19 protein-coding genes are annotated in these 17,472 nt (G+C 39.9%); 5 read left to right on the top strand and 14 right to left on the bottom strand.

The genetic code is table 11. The features are described 5' to 3' along the window. Positions 1-234: 234 nt before the first annotated feature. Positions 235-411, bottom strand: a complete 177-nt coding sequence (locus O7C57_RS12520) for a DUF2526 family protein (protein ID WP_154621823.1) — start codon at positions 409-411, stop codon at positions 235-237. A gap of 116 nt (positions 412-527) precedes the next feature. Between O7C57_RS12520 and O7C57_RS12515 the strand changes: the two genes are divergently transcribed. After that, entirely contained in the window at positions 528-881 is a 354-nt protein-coding gene (locus O7C57_RS12515; protein WP_230085767.1) for a hypothetical protein, read from the top strand. A gap of 108 nt (positions 882-989) precedes the next feature. Here the strand turns inward: O7C57_RS12515 and O7C57_RS12510 are convergent, their stop codons facing one another. The 3 genes from O7C57_RS12510 to O7C57_RS12500 form a co-directional block, all read right to left on the bottom strand. Further along, on the bottom strand, positions 990-1,178 hold the full coding sequence (locus O7C57_RS12510) for a hypothetical protein (RefSeq protein ID WP_269723194.1): 189 nt from the start codon (positions 1,176-1,178) through the stop codon (positions 990-992). A gap of 170 nt (positions 1,179-1,348) precedes the next feature. Next, positions 1,349-1,540 (bottom strand): YegP family protein, encoded by a 192-nt coding sequence (locus tag O7C57_RS12505; protein WP_269723193.1) that lies wholly within the window; start codon positions 1,538-1,540, stop codon positions 1,349-1,351. 270 nt (positions 1,541-1,810) lie between these two features. Continuing rightward, positions 1,811-2,125, bottom strand: coding sequence for a hypothetical protein (locus O7C57_RS12500; RefSeq protein WP_269723192.1), 315 nt, complete (start codon positions 2,123-2,125; stop codon positions 1,811-1,813). A 288-nt stretch (positions 2,126-2,413) separates the two neighbouring features. Here O7C57_RS12500 and O7C57_RS12495 point away from each other — a divergent pair, with 288 nt between their 5' ends. Next, the gene (locus tag O7C57_RS12495) at positions 2,414-3,424 is read left to right on the top strand and encodes a luciferase-like monooxygenase (RefSeq protein WP_163862079.1); all 1,011 of its coding nucleotides are present in this window, start codon (positions 2,414-2,416) and stop codon (positions 3,422-3,424) included. 305 nt (positions 3,425-3,729) lie between these two features. Here the strand turns inward: O7C57_RS12495 and O7C57_RS12490 are convergent, their stop codons facing one another. The 4 genes from O7C57_RS12490 to hxpB all read right to left on the bottom strand — a co-directional run bounded on the left by O7C57_RS12490 (position 3,730) and on the right by hxpB (position 7,410). After that, on the bottom strand, positions 3,730-4,116 hold the full coding sequence (locus O7C57_RS12490) for a YkgJ family cysteine cluster protein (RefSeq protein WP_154621827.1): 387 nt from the start codon (positions 4,114-4,116) through the stop codon (positions 3,730-3,732). Positions 4,117-4,408: 292 nt separating this feature from the next. Then, a complete protein-coding gene (locus O7C57_RS12485) occupies positions 4,409-5,800 on the bottom strand; it encodes an L-cystine transporter (RefSeq protein WP_154621828.1) in 1,392 nt (463 codons plus the stop codon). Between the two features lie 179 nt (positions 5,801-5,979). Continuing rightward, positions 5,980-6,555, bottom strand: coding sequence for a metal-dependent hydrolase (locus O7C57_RS12480; RefSeq protein ID WP_154621829.1), 576 nt, complete (start codon positions 6,553-6,555; stop codon positions 5,980-5,982). A gap of 189 nt (positions 6,556-6,744) precedes the next feature. Then, positions 6,745-7,410, bottom strand: coding sequence for a hexitol phosphatase HxpB (hxpB, locus tag O7C57_RS12475; RefSeq protein WP_154621830.1), 666 nt, complete (start codon positions 7,408-7,410; stop codon positions 6,745-6,747). 324 nt (positions 7,411-7,734) lie between these two features. On the opposite strand from hxpB, the gene O7C57_RS12470 reads away from it, so the two are divergent. After that, entirely contained in the window at positions 7,735-8,274 is a 540-nt protein-coding gene (locus O7C57_RS12470; protein ID WP_154621831.1) for a YniB family protein, read from the top strand. Between the two features lie 42 nt (positions 8,275-8,316). Here the strand turns inward: O7C57_RS12470 and O7C57_RS12465 are convergent, their stop codons facing one another. Then, complete coding sequence (locus tag O7C57_RS12465) at positions 8,317-9,186, bottom strand: fructosamine kinase family protein (protein ID WP_154621832.1); 870 nt, start codon at positions 9,184-9,186, stop codon at positions 8,317-8,319. Between the two features lie 415 nt (positions 9,187-9,601). On the opposite strand from O7C57_RS12465, the gene O7C57_RS12460 reads away from it, so the two are divergent. Next, positions 9,602-11,890 carry an FdhF/YdeP family oxidoreductase gene (locus tag O7C57_RS12460; RefSeq protein WP_163862073.1) on the top strand — a complete coding sequence of 763 codons (2,289 nt, stop codon included), beginning with the start codon at positions 9,602-9,604 and terminating at the stop codon, positions 11,888-11,890. 78 nt (positions 11,891-11,968) lie between these two features. Here the strand turns inward: O7C57_RS12460 and O7C57_RS12455 are convergent, their stop codons facing one another. Genes O7C57_RS12455 through O7C57_RS12440 form a run of 4 tightly spaced genes read right to left on the bottom strand, consistent with a single transcriptional unit; the run spans position 11,969 to position 15,519 of the window. Further along, entirely contained in the window at positions 11,969-12,835 is an 867-nt protein-coding gene (locus O7C57_RS12455) for a metal ABC transporter permease (protein WP_154622294.1), read from the bottom strand. Beyond that, the gene (locus tag O7C57_RS12450) at positions 12,828-13,718 is read right to left on the bottom strand and encodes a metal ABC transporter permease (RefSeq protein WP_154622293.1); all 891 of its coding nucleotides are present in this window, start codon (positions 13,716-13,718) and stop codon (positions 12,828-12,830) included. The genes O7C57_RS12455 and O7C57_RS12450 overlap by 8 nt, the downstream gene beginning before the upstream one ends. Further along, complete coding sequence (locus O7C57_RS12445) at positions 13,715-14,605, bottom strand: manganese/iron ABC transporter ATP-binding protein (protein ID WP_154622295.1); 891 nt, start codon at positions 14,603-14,605, stop codon at positions 13,715-13,717. The genes O7C57_RS12450 and O7C57_RS12445 overlap by 4 nt, the downstream gene beginning before the upstream one ends. Before the next feature lie 2 nt (positions 14,606-14,607). Further along, positions 14,608-15,519, bottom strand: coding sequence for a metal ABC transporter substrate-binding protein (locus O7C57_RS12440; RefSeq protein WP_154622292.1), 912 nt, complete (start codon positions 15,517-15,519; stop codon positions 14,608-14,610). A 267-nt stretch (positions 15,520-15,786) separates the two neighbouring features. Between O7C57_RS12440 and O7C57_RS12435 the strand changes: the two genes are divergently transcribed. Then, positions 15,787-16,446, top strand: coding sequence for a transglycosylase SLT domain-containing protein (locus O7C57_RS12435; RefSeq protein WP_163862070.1), 660 nt, complete (start codon positions 15,787-15,789; stop codon positions 16,444-16,446). Here O7C57_RS12435 and O7C57_RS12430 read toward each other — a convergent pair. Next, entirely contained in the window at positions 16,440-17,144 is a 705-nt protein-coding gene (locus tag O7C57_RS12430; protein ID WP_154622290.1) for a MarC family NAAT transporter, read from the bottom strand. The two genes, O7C57_RS12435 and O7C57_RS12430, sit on opposite strands and share 7 nt — an antisense overlap. Positions 17,145-17,472: the final 328 nt, after the last annotated feature.

Here is a 17,472-nt window from a genome sequence, read left to right as displayed (position 1 = left end):
CAGTTATTTATGATTATTTATAGAGACAAAGCCGCGCTGAAATGACGAATAAATAAAATAATTATTATTGTTTTTAATATACACTGATATTAATAAACTGATTTAATTTAAACAATCGATTATATATTTAGCGTAATTGATGCTATATATTGACATGACCAATTTAATTAGACAAAATTCGATTAAGCATGTGATGGGTAATAAATTTTTTATTTTATACTCATCACATTGGCTTTACGATTCATGATGTTTAAAAATTGCGTTTCTTAAGCGTTGCTGTTGTTCGAAGCGTTGCTCTTGTGTTAACAATTCATCGTGGGAAAGTTGCATAAGTAACGCATTCATATTAGGGATCGAATTCTCTTCTAATAGCGAATCGACGTGTTTAACGATATTTTTATAGTGTTGCATAGCATCCTCCAATCGTTGTGATGAAAAGATTATAACATATGGAATGTCGGTCTCCTTATTTATTATAAGTAGTGATTAGCGTATTTTTATATTAAGACAAGCATAGGAATAAGATATTGAAATTAACCGTTATGTTGATGTGTTTGTTGTTATTTGCCTGCACGTCAAAATGGGAACCCGTAGGTTTATCTGAATGGACATATCAGGAGGCGGATTCACAATGTGAATTTGATGCCTTTAAACGATTTCCCGTTCGTAACGAAGTCGCCCAGCACACTGTGTATGAAACCATTTCAAAAAAGTGCAAGAAAGACGATGAATGCGGTAAAGAAAAAACTTATGAAGAGAAAGTACCGAAGACAGAGAGCTATGTTTTAGATGTTAATAAAGAGAGTCGTCGTCAAGAATATGTTCGTTGTATGAAACGTAAAGGCTGGCAAGAAAAAAACGATTATTTTTGGCAGTCGTAAACGTTTCTTGCATTATAAAGTGTAGGTTCAGTGAAGTTTATCACAAAGCCCTTATCATCATTAGGGCTTTAATTCTTATCGCTGTGGCAAGTGATCGTGTGTGACTATTTATAACGTTACATGGAGATTATCTCTGTCAGTGAAGTGGTATTTTATTATCGCTGCTGGAAACTGACTGGATAGATGCATTGGAGGGATCTGATAATAGGAAAGCGCGATTTCAGCTATGGCTATTATGACGTTATTTCCAGAAGCAATGACATCAATGGCTTTTGAAGGTGAACACTTTTCTGACATAACAAAGTCATGGCAATTTCGGTTGGTGATATCAGAATCCTTTTATTACCCCTGTACGATGAGTCTTTGTTGTGACTGAATGAGTGTGCTTTATTAGGCGAGTTGCGCATAAAACGCCTCGTAGGTTCACAAGGCGTTTCAGCCGTTAAGTCGAAAAACCTTTTTTGACGCTATGAAGCGGTGAGATCTTTGATTTCCTCTGTTACGGCATTTTTTTGAACAGATGCAATTCCTTTTAATGCAGCTTGCTTCGTCGAATACATCTCGCTACTTGCGATGATTTCATGATTTGCAGCTTTAAGAACAAAATAGTATGGCTGAGCCGTATCTTTTGTCGATTTTTTCAGTTCGAAATAACCCATGATTTGCTCCAACGGTTGTATAAAAATAGATACTCAAGTCTACACAATACTGTTTGTTGCTTATTAAGATTAGAAATAAATAAGGAAATTTACTAGTTTTAGACTAAATTTAATTAGGATAAAAAAAAGCCTCTATAAATAGAGGCAATTCGTAGGATTAATAGATCTACTTGTTATTCGCTTAAGATAACGAACATTTGCAAGAGATGCTATTTGATTCTGCGTATTAGTCTAAAAGGTAATACCTATGAGGTATTTTATCTTAAAAAACTATTGTGCTGGAGTCGTTGTAGCTGCATTGTCCGGTTGCGGTGCTGCACCTCGTCTCATGGGGGCATACTCAGGCATTTCTACAATGCTCATTTTAACCATGTAACGTTTACCTTCTGCCACTTTGGGTGCATCATTAGCAAGTTTTTTCAATGTTTCATTTGGGGTTGTTGTCTGTTGAGTCACACTGAATAGCATATTAGGGTGATTCCCCATATGGCTGCGTGGCACTTTATTATTAGGGCCATTAGCAGCAGCCGAAAATCCAATTGACATCAACATGATAGCAAGTAAACCAGAATTTAATTTTGTCATTGATATATCCTCTTATTTGCACTGATTTGAATAATCAATGAATTGGTTTTTTACCGCAATCGGTTTTACCTGCTTTGACTGAAGCTTCACAATTGCTGCACTTTTTCCATATTTTCTACTTATTTAGCTTCCTAACACAAATAGCAGAGTCAATTAAGGCTTTATTATGGGGTATTAGTATAGCGAGATAGCATCACTTGTGCTGTAGGAAACAGAGTGACTGGCAGGTGAGAGAGTAATCGATTAGCATGTTGTATAACGAACAAAATGATAACAAAGTGAGTCATTATGTCTGATATCAATATGCCTTTTTCCGTGTTAGATCTTGCGCCTATCCCTCAAGGTGCTACCGCTAAGGAAGCCTTTTCTCATTCTCTCGATTTAGCTCAATTAGCTGAAAAACTCGGCTATCATCGATATTGGTTAGCGGAACATCATAATATGACTGGGATAGCAAGTGCTGCCACATCAGTGCTGATTGGCTATCTTGCTGCGAATACCACAAGGTTACGTGTAGGTTCGGGAGGCGTTATGCTACCTAACCATTCACCTCTGGTGATCGCTGAGCAATTTGGAACATTGAATACCTTATATCCAAATCGAATAGATTTAGGACTAGGGCGTGCTCCGGGAAGCGATCAACAGACCATGAGGGCACTACGTCGGCACATGAGTCAGGATATTGATAATTTTCCGCGAGATGTGGCTGAATTAGTCAATTGGTTTGATGCAATAGATCCTAACCCACCTGTTAGGCCTGTTCCCGGTTATGGCGAAAAAATTCCAGTTTGGTTATTAGGTTCAAGTTTATACAGCGCACAGCTTGCTGCTCAGATGGGCTTACCTTTCGCCTTTGCATCACATTTTGCACCTGATTTGTTACTACAGGCACTGCATGTATACCGTGAAAACTTTCAACCTTCAGCAAGGCTTGAAAAGCCTTATGCAATGGTTTGTATCAATATAATTGCAGCTGATACGGTGCGTGATGCTGAATTTTTATTTACATCAATGCAGCAAGCTTTTGTTATGTTGCGTAGAGGACAGCCTGCTCAATTGCCACCACCTGTTCAAGATATGGATAAAATTTGGTCTCCAGCCGAGCAATTGGGTGTGCAGCAAGCCCTAGGGATGTCATTGGTAGGAGATAAGGCGAAAGTTCGTCATGGGATAGCGTCTATATTGCGGCAAACCCAGGCCGATGAAATCATGGTTAATGGGCAAATTTTTGACCATCAGGCTCGCTTATATTCATTTGAATTAGCAATGGAAGCCATGACAGAGTTAAGGGAAGAATAAACATATTAGCGTTTTTTTGCGTAGATAACGCTTTAACATCCGCAAAACAAAGAAATAGTCCTTGAAAGCCATTTAAATCCTCAACATAACCCATTCGGGTTATGTTGATTGACGTTAGATAAACAGTCGATCTGAATATCATTCAGAGGCATTAAAGAAGAGGGGGTGTGGCTAAAGGAGATGACCATTTTTCATTGCTATTCAATTAATCTATTGAGATGAATAAGCTCAATTTCTTCATTGAAGTAAGATGTATCATCAATGGATTCAAAGAGATAACCCAGAGTGACCTGGGTCATAGACGGTTAACACGCGATCTGTGGCAAGTGAGGTTCTAAAGGCGGAAGGCCATGGGCTGCTCGAGCTCGGTCACAAGCTTCATTGTGAACTCCTGATAACCATGATTGTTCAAACTCGCGGCAAGGCGTTGGTCGTTGTGTGTAAATTGAGCAAGAGACACATTCGCCAATGGTACCTGTCAATGCGGTGCAGCGCGTATTGTGTTTTTGGTTTGTCCCTTTCATTGCACTCATAAAGGGGGTGATTTGCTCAGTTAACTCTTGAGGGACTAACCCACCACCACTTTCACTCTCAGCCCAATAGAAAGAGACGCGAAAATAAGCGCAACATGCACCGCAACTTACACATGGGTTATTTTCAGGATCAGTTTTTAGTATATGAATATTGGTCATATATAAAATCACTAAAAAATATTGATGATGGTGACCCGCAGAACACGGGCTGACGTAACATAGGCAGATAGCCTAGAATCGTTACTCAGCCGCTATTATCTTACGTACTATTGACTATTGGCAAGGTATTTTAGAATTAAACACTGAAATTTATCGTTATCCATACGATAAATAAATTTAATTAAAGGCGTGAGATAAAAAAACACCCTGTCAGCCTAAGACTCACAGGGTGTGATTGTTATTTTACTAACCGAGCCCGATAGGACGGTGAGCAGTTAATCATGAGCGAAGATTAGACGTGTTTTAGTTCGCCATCCTCTTCTTGGTTATAAATTGTTTTGTTGGTTTCACCCATTAACTGACTGGTTACGGTACCCGCAGTCATTGAACCGCTCACGTTTAATGCGGTACGGCCCATATCAATCAATGGTTCAACGGAAATCAATAATGCTACAAGCGTGACGGGGAGACCCATCGCTGGCAATACAATTAATGCCGCAAATGTTGCACCACCACCAACACCCGCAACCCCAGCGGAACTGATTGTGACGATACCAACCAAGGTGGCAATCCATAGAGGATCAAATGGGTTAATTCCCATTGTTGGCGCAACCATTACCGCCAACATCGCAGGATAAATACCTGCACAACCGTTTTGGCCGATAGTGGCACCAAAGGAAGCGGAAAAGCTAGCGATAGACTCTGGCACACCAAAACGGCGAGTTTGCGTCTCAATATTTAATGGAATACTCGCTGCACTAGAACGGCTTGTGAAAGCGAACGTTAATACTGGACCTGCTTTTTTGAAAAATTTAATCGGGCTTAGGCCAGTTACCGCAATGAAAATACCGTGGATAATAAACATTAATCCGATTGCGACATAAGAGGCAATAACAAAAGTACCTAAGTTGATGATATCGGATAAGTTAGAGCTTGCGACAACTTTTATCATTAGTGCCATTACACCATACGGTGTTAAACGCATCACTAAACGAACCAGTTTCATCGCCCAAGCTTGTAACACATCGATAGCCGCTAATGCTTTCTCACCACGCTCTTGGTCATCTTTGAATAATTGTAAGGCAGCGACACCTAAGAAGGCTGCAAAAATCACGACGCTAATAATTGACGTTGGGCTAGCCCCAGTCAGATCAGCAAATGGATTTTTTGGAATAAAGGATAAAATTAACTGTGGAACAGCTAGATCGGATACTTTACCGACATAGTTATTTTGAATCGCATCAAGACGTGCGGTTTCTTGCTGGCCTTGAACCAAACCTTCGGCCGTTAAGCCAAACAGATTAGCCATCAAAATACCAATCAGTGCGGCAATGGCTGTCGTTAATAGTAGTGTACCAATCGTTAAAAAACTAATTTTTCCTAAAGAGGAAGCCTTGTGTAGGCGTGCAACAGCGCTGAGTATTGAGGCAAATACTAATGGCATAATAACCATTTGTAATAATTGCACATAACCATTACCGACGATATTAAACCAGAGAATGGAATCCTTCAGCGTTTGGTGACCAGTACCATACACATAGTGTAGCGCTACACCATAAGCAACACCGAAAACCAAGCCTAATAAAACTTTTTTAGATAGACTCCAGCCCTTTGCCCCTAATTTTGCTAGCAGTATAAGCAGTGCTACAAAGATGAGCACATTAATTATTAAAGGAATATTCATTCCGAACTCCAATCGCAGTTTTTGAATTATGTTATTAGCACTGTAAACCTTAAAGGTTATAAGGGATTAGCTTATCCTAACAACTGGTTATATGTTAACAGTAGATAAAATACAATTCTTATAATGAAAAGTAATAACATATAAAGATTGATACTTACAGTATATTACAAAACGATTGATTAGGTAGGTAAGTATGTATCTATTTGATTATGAATATATTTTATAACGCTATCAAATTGTGAGTGCAGATCAAAGTTGTAGCCAGCAGGTAGAAGGCAAGCACAAACCGTCAATGCAATAGCAACAAAGCGCTCAGCCCGTTTATTGGACTTACTACGCAGTAGTGGCAGGCAAAAACGCAACGGCAGTGGCCATAGGAATGGCACTCCAGAAGGCGTTAGTATATCTGCAATTAAGTGGCTGATATAACCGAGTAAGAATGCTTGCAGTAAATCATTCGGGATAGCCCATTGTGATGGTAACCACTGGTAGCAGGCGATCATTAATAGTAGCCAAGCAATCAAGCTATGCGTGAATCCACGGTGTCCGCATAATTTAGAAATCGGTATTGATAAGATCCTTAATAGCCGCCCAGGAATAGAAGAAGGGTGATCGATATCTGGCAATAAGGCACCCAGCAGAACGCCTGGCACCATATGTAGCCAGTCACCTTGAGCAAGCTCAGTCGTGATTTCTAGCTTATGTGCCATTATTAATGAGGCGACAGAAAATAGCAGGTGCCCTTCAGCAGTCATGGTGGATAAATTACCATCTGTTTATCTATACAGTTAGGCGGGAAGTATAAAGTGTTTACAAGGAATATGATAGGTGAGTAGCGAAAAAAACGCTTATTTATTAGCGAATAACATCAGAGCTTTATACTTTTTCGTAATATCCCTATCAAAAAATGATAGGGATTAGATAAAAAAAGAAATGAATAAAAATTAACGCAAATGTTTTTCAGTTAATTCATTGAGTGAAGATAGCTTAACATCAGCGAGGCCCCAACGCGGGTCATTAAAATGTTGTTTATCGGGTACGACGATCGAGCGCATCCGTGCTGCTTTAGCGGCAATCATGCCATTAAAGGAATCTTCTAATGACACACAATGAATAGGCTTGGTGTCTAACAACGCTGCGGCATTCAGATAAACTTCTGGGTGTGGTTTGCTGTGAGGTAAATCAGCAGCAGAGACGACCGCAGAAAAATAATCGCGAATATCAAATAAGTTTAAGACTTTTTCCAGCATATAGAGTGGGGATGCTGAAGCGAGCGCGATATTGAGATCCATTGAACGGCACAGTTCAAGGGCATGATGCACACCAGGTAGGAGAGGACGTTGTTCCTCAACTAATCCAATGACACGGTCAATAATCATTTGCTCAACTTCTTTGAGGCTATGGCCTTGCCATGGAGAAGCGTGGTACCAAAGCTCTACAACATGGTCGATACGTAAACCGAGAGTATCAGGTAATTTATCGGCAATAGACAAGTCGATGCCTAACTGAGAAAACACCTCTCGCTCTCCCTGTGCCCAAAAAGGCTCAGAATCAATCAGCAAGCCATCCATATCAAAAATAACAGATTGGATGGTTAAATTATGGTACATGTCAAAACTCCATTCATGTATGTGTGACCTTGCCATGCTTCAATCCGTTGTATGCAGTGAAATGATGGATTGATTTCACTGGTCACTTGGTTAATGAGTGGCATACAACTTGAAATGCTTAGCCCTTTCGTGTGACGAGATATTGTAGCAAGTCATTACTTGATTATATATATCAGAACGGGGATCTTTGTTAATAGCCTTAATAAATAACAAGTTAAAAAATCTGAAAATAGTCGGAACACTATTATTCAGTGTTGTAAATTTGGTGGGTTTATGAAAATTCAGTTATGATTAGTTATAAAAAAAATTTTTTGAGGGTTAATAATGAATTACCAGACTGCAAGTTATGTCGCAATCGGCAAACGTATTCTCGGTTGGATTGTTTTTCTTGTAGCATTGCTTTCTACTTTAGCTTCACTCATCAAACTTGCAGCAATAAAAGGGCTGGAAGGTGAGGGAATTAACGCGGTCGCCAATGATTTTATTAAATTAATGGCTGAAATGACCCGTCAAAGTACACCGTTTCTCAATCTGTTTTGGCATAACTCTCCCATTCCCCGAGTCTCTGAAGGGTTTGTCGGGGCGAATATCGGTTTTATAATCATTTTTATTTTTATCTTTGTTGGTATAGCGCTAAGTGCGTCGGGCCTACGAATGTATCGACAAATTAAGTTTATTCGTGAAAGTATTGAAGACCATGTGATTTTAGAAAAGGCGAAAGGTAACGATGTTTCGAAAGAGGAATTGGAAGCCAAGGTTACGATCCCTCGTCATACCATTTTTACTCAGTTCTTTATTCTGTATTTTTGGCCGATCGTGTTAGGTGTCGCAATTTATTTCGCGTTAAAATTTTTGAATTGGTAATCAATCAGGCCCAGTCAAACAAAACTGGGCCAAAACACGTCGTTACTTTTCACCAAGTAACTCATCGGTAATCGTTCGAGCATGCAAGTAGCTCTTTTCAAGCCCAAATATGTTTGACTGACAAAGTAAATAGTACAGTTGATAAAGGGGCTGCCTATCGAGAAAACCGCTTGGTAATGGCCAAACACTTTGATAGCCATCTATAATCTGGATTGGTAATTCTTGATACAGCGGTAACATTGCGATATCACATTCTCTATCCCCCCAATAACAAGCGGGATCATATAAAATACCGTTTTGCTCCAAGGTAATAGCACAATTGGCGGGCCATAAATCACCGTGTAACAATGAGGGTTGAGGCTGATGTCCTGCAAGGCGTTTTTTGACAATATCAACGATTTGTTGAATATCACCAAATACCATACCTTTTTCTGCTGCAAGTTGTAATTGTAGGCCAATGCGTTTTTCAGCAAAAAACGAGTTCCAACGCTTTTCCCATCCGTTTGGCTGAGTGATGGTCCCTAACATGGTGTCAAAGTCAAAACCATAACTAGGCTGCTCTTCCCATTGGTGAAGTTGTGCTAATTGTTGACCAAAGCGCCATGCATTGGTTGCATCAAATTTTTTCAACGGAAAATATTCGAGTAGCAGGAAGCTATGGTGTTTATTACTCCCGACGCCGTAGACTTTTGGCACGGTGATAGTATTGCTTTTGGCAAGCATCTCAAGCTGCTCAGCTTCTTGTTTAAACAAAGGCAAAAATTCACGCAGGTTCTGTTTGACGAAAATGGTATGTTCACCATAATCGATTTTCATCGTGTGATGAATGTCTCCTCCAGACAGGATCTCTTTGTTATGAAGTTCTGCTTCACCCAAGTGTTCGCTTAATAAACGATACATTGCTTGCCACATGACACACCTCGCTTTGCTTTGGTCTTCATTAACACAATTCTATAGCGACAGTTTAGGAATTAACAGCAATAATTATTTAAAAAGAAGAGCCTATCACGAAATTACCCAGTGATAACATTTGATGGAATATGGTTTTTTTGAAAATTTGTTGTAATTAAATAATCATTATGACGTTGATAAATCATCGTAATTAAATATTGAAATATGACAATAAATAGAGTGAATTAAATTTGAGTCGTAATAATGACATATTTTTAATTCTATTTGCCTATTAATAAAAATAATGGCTTATTGTTATTAATATTATTTGCTATATTTTTCTATGTATATAATTAAATAAAATTTAATCAAAATTAGATTGTAATTATTTGATGTTCATTATTTGTAATATTTTAAATTTAAAAGAGTAATGAAAATGAAAGAAAAAATTGAAAATTACACTGGCCCGGCTGCGGGCTGGGGCGCGGTAAAAGCCGTCGCGGAAGCCATTAGAGGCCAAATGGATATTGGTCATGATGTGATAGCAATGTTTGAAATGAATAAACCTCAAGGATTTGATTGTCCAGGTTGTGCATGGCCTGATCCAAAACATTATGCCTCATTTGATATCTGTGAAAATGGCGCAAAAGCCATGTCATGGGAAGCAACATCAAAAAGAACCACACCTGAATTTTTCGCTAAATATTCTGTTTCCGAATTATTAAAATGGGATGATTACGATTTAGAAAACGAAGGTCGATTAACGCATCCAATGAAATATAATGCACAAACTGACCATTATGAGCCGATTGAATGGGAAGACGCATTTGCACAAATAGGTCAGCTTTTATCAAGTTATCCTGATCCAAACAGTGTAGAGTTTTATACTTCAGGTCGTACGTCAAATGAAGCCGCGTTTCTCTATCAATTGTTTGCGAGAGAATACGGTACTAATAATTTTCCCGATTGCTCCAATATGTGCCACGAACCAACGAGTGTTGGGCTTGCTGCATCGATAGGTGTTGGTAAAGGTACGGTTTTGCTGGAGGATTTTGATAAGGCCGACTTAGTCATTTGTATTGGTCATAATCCGGGAACGAATCACCCAAGAATGTTAAGTTCATTGCGTGAGGTGTCAAAACGAGGCGCTAAAATCATTGCCATTAATCCGTTGAAAGAGCGTGGATTGGAGCGTTTTGAGTACCCTCAAGACCCGATTGAAATGTTAACGTTTGAATCAACGCGGTTAGCTGAGCACTATTATAAAGTACGCATTGGTGGTGATACCGCTTTGATAAAAGGCGTGATGCGTTGTGTGATTGAGCAGCATGAAGCTGCGATTGCACAAGGAAAAGCACCTATTTTGGATAACGAATTTATTCAAACTCATACCGTTGGTTTTGAGGCCGTTAAGCATGATGTCATGACAACAGGCTGGGAAGATATTTTACGTGTTAGTGGTCTCTCAAAAGAAGACATTGAACAAATAGCACAGTTATATATTGAGGCGGACAGAACGATCATTTGCTATGGCATGGGGATCACTCAGCATCAACATGGTACGCAAAATATTCAACAATTGGTCAATTTACTCTTGCTAAAAGGCAATATTGGTCGTGAAGGGGCGGGTATCTGTCCTTTACGTGGGCACTCCAATGTTCAGGGTGACCGTACTGTCGGGATCACCGAAAAACCAAGCCAATCTTTCTTGGATAAACTTGAGCAGCGCTTTGGATTTAAACCACCAGCTCAGTTTGGTCATGCCGCAGTTGCAAGCATGCAGGCAATCGCGGAGGGAACAGCTCGCGCACTGATCTGCATGGGAGGAAATCTAGCAGTAGCAATGCCTGATCAAGATGCTTGTTTTAATGGCATGAAAAAATTAGATTTGGCGGTACATGCAGCCACAAAACTGAATCGCTCACATCTATTAACGGCAAAAAATACCTTTTTGTTCCCTGTATTAGGGCGTACTGAACGTGACATGCAAAAAACAGGGCCACAAAGTATTACAGTGGAAGATTCCATGTCGATGGTACATGCTTCTCACGGTAAGTTAAAACCAGCTAGCCCACATTTAAAATCAGAATGTGCCATTGTTGCTGGTATGGCAAAAGCCACATTGCCAAATACTAAAGTGGAATGGGATGATTTTATTGATGATTACGATAAAATCCGCGACGCAATGGAAGCTGTTTTACCTGGTTTTGACGATTATAACGCACGTATTCGTGTGCCTGGCGGTTTTCACCTCACTAACGCGGCGTCAGAACGACGCTGGCTAACGAAGTCTGGTAAAGCAAATTTCATGACCACAGAAGGGGTGATTGAAGATCCTAAATCAGCCGTGAACAGCGAGTTAATCTTAGCGACAGTTCGCAGCCATGATCAATATAACACCACGATTTATGGATTAAATGACCGTTATCGAGGCGTGTTTGGTCAACGTGACGTGATGTTTATCAGTGAAGCGCAAGCGAAAAAACAAAACTTGGCAGCTGGTGATAGGGTCAACATTATCGCACTTGATAGTGATCAAAAACGCACTCATCGCCGTTTAGATAACTTGAAAGTCGTGATTTATGATATGGCAGACCGTTGTGTTGCGACCTATTTTCCTGAAGCGAATAACCTAATCGCATTGGATAATTTTGATCCACAAAGCGGTATTCCTGCTTATAAAAATATTCCAATCGTATTGGAAAAAGTTGATGTAGCTTCTTAAGTACTCATGATTAATCTGCATAGTCAAAGGCCGCTTCTTATAGGAAGCGGCCTTTATTTTTTAATAACAAAAGAATTTTTAGGCTGATTGTAACTTTTCTTGCGGCATTTTAGCTCTTTTGCGTGTTAATACCATTTTGCTGTAGAGCAGAGCAATAATGAAATAAACCGCTTGGGTAATCACGATACAAGGGCCGGTTGCCCCATCAATGTGGAAGCTAATAATAGTACCAATCACGCTGGAAGTGACGGAGGCGATGACGGCAACCACCAACATCCATCCAAAACTTCGACATAGCACGAATGCGATGATCCCCGGTGAAATCAACATGGCAATAACCAAAATGATCCCGACGGCTTGTAGCGAGGCGACAATAGTTAAAGCAAGTAAGGACAGTAAACCATAATGGATGAGTTTAACGGGGAGTCCAATGACCCTTGCCTGATTAGGGTCAAAACAGTACAACATAAAATCTTTACGTTTTAGTAAGATTATGGCGATCGTGATACCTGCAAACCATAAGTTCTGTTTAAACTCGGCATCAGTAATTCCCAAAATATCACCGAATAAAATATGGGTAAGGTGTTGTTCTGTATCGATTTTAGCAAACATCACTAAACCGACGGCAAACATGCCGGAAAACACAATTCCCATCACGGTATCTTCTTTTATTCGACTGTTCTCTTTTAAATAGCCCGTCGCGAATGCGCAAAATAGCCCTGAAATAAAGGCGCCTATAGCAAGAGGAATACCTGCCACAGAAGCGATGACGATACCTGGTAATACGGCATGAGAGATAGCATCCCCCATCAATGACCAGCCTTTTAGGACTAAAAAGCAAGATAAAATGGCGCATACAGCACCTGTCACGATGGCGGTGATGATCGCTTTTTGCATAAAAGGGAAGAGAAACGGTGCCGTTAGTAAGTCAATAAAATCACTCATTAGAGGCTCCTTGTTGCTTTATTTTATGCAAATTCTCCACTTCTTGTTTTGCTTTGCGTCGTGATGCAAAAATACCGTGTTTGGGTGCAAAGAAGAAAGCCAACAAGAAAATAATTGTTTGTAAAGTAACAATTAATCCACCAGTTGCACCATTGAGGAAATAACTCGCATAAGCACCTATTGCACTGGTTGCTGTACCAATAGCCACCGCAATGATCAATAAACGTTTAAATTGGTCAGTCAGTAAGTAGGCGGTTGCCCCAGGTGTCACGACCATTGCAATAACCAAAATTGCCCCAACTGTTTGTAACGCAGCAACAGTACAGGCGCTCAGCAAGGTAAAGAAGATTATTTTTAAACGTAGTGGATTTAACCCAATTGAACGCGCGTGGCTTTCATCAAAAAATACTGCGAGTAGATCTTTCCAAAGCGCGAGTAATACAATGAAAGAGACGGCAATAATGATTTCAACTTGCAGCACATCGGCATCCGCAATACCTAAAATATTACCAAATATAATAGTCTGCACATTCACTGAAGTGGGGTTTAACGATACGATCAATAAGCCCGCAGCAAAGAAGGTGGAAAAGATAAAGCCAATTACGGCATCTTCACGCAAACGGGTGATATGCTTGATAAACGTCATCGCAAGAGCTGCCAAGATCCCAGTAAAAAAAGCACCAGCGGCGTAAGGCAACCCTAACGCATAAGCGCCTGCTACCCCAGGAACAACAGAATGGGAAAGGGCATCCCCCATTAATGACCAGCCTTTGAGCATCAAATAAGCGGACAGAAATGCACAGACGGCACCTACAATGGCACTTACCCAGATGGCTTTAACCATATAGTTGTACTCGAAAGGCTGAAGTAACAACTCGATCATTCTGAATCCTTAGGTTGGTTCGTTCTAACGGGTGCATCGTGGTCGTGACCATAGAAGACAGCAGCCCTTTCATCATCGGTAATGACCGTGATAGAGCGGGGGTCATCATCATCATGAAGCTCTTGTCCGGAGAGATTGATATGACGCAGTACGCCACCAAAAGCAACTTGTAAATTCTTTTGGGTAAAGGTGGTTTCAGTTGGGCCACTGGCCAGTACTGTACGATTAATCAAAATCACTTGGTCACAAAATTCGGGTACGCTACCTAAGTTATGGGTTGATACTAAAATCAGGTGGCCTTCATCGCGTAAACTGCGTAGTAAATCAATGATGGCATTTTCAGTTTTAACATCAACCCCAGTAAAAGGCTCGTCGAGCAACAGAACTTTACCTTGTTGAGCAAGAGCACGAGCGAGAAAGACCCGTTTTTTTTGGCCTCCAGACAGCTCACCTATCTGGCGATGCTCAAGCCCTGCTAAGTCCACGCGCTCTAGCGCTTTTTTGACTGCTTCTTTATCTTCATTTTTGGGGATACGGAAAAAGCCCATTTTACCGTAACGTCCCATCATCACTACATCAGAAACGAGCACAGGGAAGTTCCAATCAACTTCCTCTGTTTGTGGAACATAGGCGATAATATTTTCTTTTAGCGCAGCTTTAATTGGCTCGCCATTTAAAGTGACGCTACCAGATGATGGGGTGACTAACCCCATGATCGTTTTAAACAAGGTTGATTTGCCACTACCGTTGACGCCAACGAGTGCGCAAATTGAGCCACCAGTAATATTAAAACTTGCATCATAAATAGCGGTATGACCGTTGTTATACGTTACAGTGGCATCATCAACAATCAATTTAGGGTGTTCAAAGCGGTTTGAGCTACTCATCATTACTGATCAAATCCTTTCGCTATGGTGTCTACTGTTGTATTTAGCAAATCAATATAGGTGGGTACAGGGCCATCAGCAGTTGATAATGAGTCCACATACAGTACCCCACCATATTTTGCCCCAGTTTCTTTGCTAACTTGGCGTGCGGGTTTATCTGAAATAGTACTTTCGCTAAAAACAACAGGGATATTATATTCGCGTACGGTATCGATAACTTTTTTAACTTGCTGTGGGGAGCCTTGCTCTTCAGCATTGATAGGCCATAGATACACTTCTTTTAAACCGTAGTCTTTTGTTAAATAACTAAATGCACCTTCACTGGATACTAACCAACGCTTATCTTCAGGGATACGGTTAAGACGTTCGCGAAGCGGTGTATCAAGTTGTGCGATTTTTTCAGCATACTTTTTAGCGTTTGCGTTATAGATTTCTGCATTTTCTGGATCATACTTTACCAAGGCTTTGCGAATATTTTCGATGTAAATTTTGGCATTGGCAGGAGACATCCAAGCATGAGGGTTTGGGTTTCCTTTATATTCACCTTCTCGAATTGGCATAGGTTCTATACCTTCAGTGACTACGACGGCAGGAACGTTTTGGAAATTCTCAAAGAAACGTTGAAACCACACTTCAAGGTTTAGACCATTCCATAAGATTAAGTCAGCATCATAAGCTTTCATAATATCTTTTGGGGTAGGTTGATAACCATGGATTTCTGCTCCAGGTTTAGTAATGGACTCTACGATTGCGGCATCACCCGCCACGTTTTGTGCGATATCTTGAATAATAGTAAAAGTTGTGACGACCTTAAACTTTTTAGCCAAAGCAGGTTGACTGACTAGTAGAATAGCGGATAAAGCAAAGAGAGCAGAAAGCAGTGGTTTAGAAAAGAGCGAAAATTTTTTGTTCATAGTTCAGACCCTGACATCATTGGCTTAGTGGATTTTTTAATTGTACTGTTATTAACAAAAAAGCATAACAGGATTAAAACTCAATTGATAATGACTATCAATATCAATTGGATAAAGTCAAGACAAAAAGTGTGTGATTCATCAATTATTGTGATTATATATTGGTATGAATAGAACATGTCTTAAAGTAAAAGTTAAGTAAAAATTGTTTTATTTTTCTTACGATTAGTTATTCTTCCGTCAGTTTTGTTAGCAGAGGATATCTCGGTGAAAAAAAATATCGGTGGCGCATTGGTATTTCTGTTACTGGCGGGATGCTCCAGTGAACCAGAAAAACAAGTATCAACACAACGGATGTTAAATAAAAGTAGCAATTTATCAACCGTACAGCAAAATATTTCATTCCCTCGCACGCCATTTGATGAATTTATTCGAGAATCAGCAAATCGGTATAATGTCGATGAAACGTTGATTAGAGCGATAATTGAGGTCGAATCCAACTTTAGACCTGAAGTGGTGAGTAAATCCAATGCTATTGGCCTAATGCAAATAAAAGCATCGACAGCGGGTCGGGATGCTTATCGTTATCAGGGTAAGTCGGGGGAACCGTCAAGTCATGAATTAAAAGACCCAAAAACCAATATTGATATCGGTACCACCTATATTCGTATACTTAAAGAGCAGCACCTAGCGGGGATTAATCATCCACAAACCATGTACTATGCGACTGTTGTTGCTTACGTTAATGGTGCAGGGGCGTTATTGCGAACATTTGATAATGATAAGGGCAGAGCTATTGCGATGATTAATAGTTTGACGCCTGAAGAGTTCTACCAGCACGTTCAATCTAAGCATCCAGCGCCTCAAGCTCCGCGCTATTTGTGGAAAGTGAAAAATGCCTATAATGCATTAGCCATAAACTATTGATGTGTTGCGATTAAATGTGGGAGTTGTGCGACTATTTCAACGATACCGTTGATAACGAACTGGACTCCCATACAAATTAATAAGAATCCCATAATACGAGAAATAGCATCAATCCCACCGTTACCTAACCATTTCATAATTGAAGTTGCGCCCCTTAGCGCTAACCACACGATTAGGCTGACAATAAAAAATGTCAAAACAGGAGCAACTTTTAAGATCCAAGGTGCAAATCCGACATCACCTTGCAAAGATGCCGTAGAACTAATGATGATAGCGATAGTTCCTGGTCCAGCAGTACTTGGCATGGCGAGGGGAACAAAGGCAATATTTGGAGATCGTTGACGTTTTTTAGAAATAGTCGAATCATCAGGCGCTAATGCACTAGTGTCATCATTATTTTCACTGCTAGGGAATAGCATTCCAAATCCGATAAAGGCCACAATGAGCCCACCTGCAATTCTTAAACCGGGGATGGATATACCGAATGTATTCATGACTAACTGCCCAGCATAAAAGGCAATTGTCATGATTGCAAAAACATAGATGGCAGCCAAAAGTGATTGATGGTTTCGTTGTTCTTTGGTCATATTGCCAGACAAACTGAGCATTACAGCGATTGTTGTCAGAGGGTTGGCAAGTGGTAGTAATAAAACCAATCCAATACCGATGGCCTGAAACAGTTCCAAAATATCATTCATAATAGGCAAATTAAGCTCTTATAGATGTTAACAATTTTGAGTATGAATGAGCACTATAACAAAAATTATTATTGTATGCCCCGTAAAAGCACTCCGACTGCTGTTTGCTAGTGAAGTTAACGATAAAATATTGCCATGACGAGTCTCATAATGACATTTCTAAATTACAAAGAGGTGTATTCAAATAATATGAAATAAGAGCAGTTGTTCACATTAACTGTGGATAACATTAGCATTCCATTGTGAATAACTTATCTTATTTCTTATATAACAGTTAGATAGGCTTGTGTTTTAAAAGTGTTCAATTTTTAGGGTAAAAAAACCCTTT

The sequence above is a fragment of the Providencia sp. 21OH12SH02B-Prov genome (genome assembly GCF_027362595.1).
GTDB lineage: Bacteria > Pseudomonadota > Gammaproteobacteria > Enterobacterales > Enterobacteriaceae > Providencia > Providencia zhejiangensis.
This window is presented reverse-complemented; position numbering and strand designations above follow the sequence as displayed.